Raw genomic sequence first — 1,659 nt, forward strand, 5'->3', positions numbered from 1 at the left:
CGGTATGTACGGAGGATTGCCGGAGCGGGTATCCTCGATGACGGAACGATCGCACTTGTTATCGATCCCCTTGATCTGATCACCTCTTCACTCCAGAGACGAGCTGAGCATCCCTTTAGATCCGAGCCGGAAAGCGGCCGGATACTGGTGGTTGAAGATTCGGTGACCTCGCGTGAGTTCCTCAAATCGATACTTGAGGAAGTCGGATACACCGTTGCCACTGCAATTGACGGGGCAGAAGCACTCCAAAGGCTTAAGCGGGAGGAGTATGATATTGTCATATCAGATGTTGATATGCCGAAGATCAACGGTTTCGCACTCACCGAGGCGATTAAAAGTGACGAGAAACTCTCCCACATACCGGTGGTGCTTGTGACCTCACTCGATTCACAGGAAGACCAGGAATATGGCATCCATGTTGGTGCAGATGCATATATCGTGAAAAGTGTCTTTGAAAAGGAGGCATTCCTCAGGGTTGTCAGGGGGGTTGCTCCTCATGAGTCATAAGCATACCCACCTCCTGGTGGTGGAGGACAGCCCGACCCAGGCCGAGTATATCCGCCGTATTCTCCAGCGAGAAGGCTTCATCGTCTCTGTAGCTTCTGATGGCAGGGCTGCACTGGAGACACTGGATGAAGAGACGATCGATCTCGTCATCAGCGATATTATCATGCCCGGAATGGGCGGATATGAACTCTGCCAGAAGATTAAAGAGAAGAGCAGCATACCGGTTGTGCTCGTCACACAGCTCTTTGATCCCGAGGACATCATCCGCGGGCTTGCAAGCGGAGCCGATGGATTTATTATCAAGCCCTTCGATCCCGTCTCTCTCCTCGACACCATCCTGAATATGCTTGAATCCGCTGAAGACGGACGGATCGTACTTGATGGGGATCTGATCATTGCCACTCCCGGCGAACAGACCTATACCATCAAATCAGACAGAAAAACGATCCTCCGGATCCTCCTCTCAACCTATGCAACAGCCGTCAATAAAAATATCGAGCTTCAGGAAGCCCGTGACGAGCTCTATGGGATGAACGAACAGCTTCAGGAATATGTGGAGGAACTGCGGCAGACAAATGACGAACTTCATCAGGAGATGCTGGAGCGGCAGCGTATGGAGAAAGAGGTCTCTGATGCCCACAGAAAACTCCAGCTGATGACAAATATCACCCGCGACGATATCAGAAACCAGCTGACCATCATCGAAGGTTATCTCGAACTTGCTGAATCGAGAGAAGAAGAAGTATCAGTTGAAGAGGCGATGGAGAGGATTCGCCAGGCTTCACGGCGTATCGGAGGGATCATCGAGTTTACCCGTGATTTCCAGAAGATTGGCATGATGGATCATGAATGGCTGGATCTCCTGTCTTTGGTTGAAAGCTCACGCCGGATGATGGATTTAATGGGGATTCAGGTTCATTCTGAAATCCCTGATGTTGAGATCTACGCCGAACCATTGATCGAGCGTGTCTTTCGTGTCATCATTGACAATGCGATTCTGCATGGAGAAGGTGTCTCAACACTCCGGATAACAGCAGAGGAAGAGAACGATAAACTGATAATCAGCATCGAGGATGACGGGACAGGCATTCCGGATACATTAAAGAGCCGCATTTTTGAGCAGGGATTCGGAAAAAACACAGGTCTTGGACT

General features: G+C 50.2%; 2 protein-coding genes. Both read left to right on the plus strand.

Annotation, left to right across the window (positions count from 1 at the left end):
- Positions 1 to 507: response regulator (locus QCH34_RS12235; RefSeq protein WP_300334544.1), on the plus strand; the 507-nt coding region annotated here is incomplete at its 5' end.
- The coding region (locus QCH34_RS12240) for a hybrid sensor histidine kinase/response regulator (protein WP_300334546.1) at positions 497 to 1,659 on the plus strand (1,163 nt) is incomplete at its 3' end. The genes QCH34_RS12235 and QCH34_RS12240, both read left to right, overlap by 11 nt.

Origin of the sequence: Methanocalculus sp. (genome assembly GCF_029762515.1) — an archaeon.
Lineage (GTDB): Archaea > Halobacteriota > Methanomicrobia > Methanomicrobiales > Methanocorpusculaceae > Methanocalculus.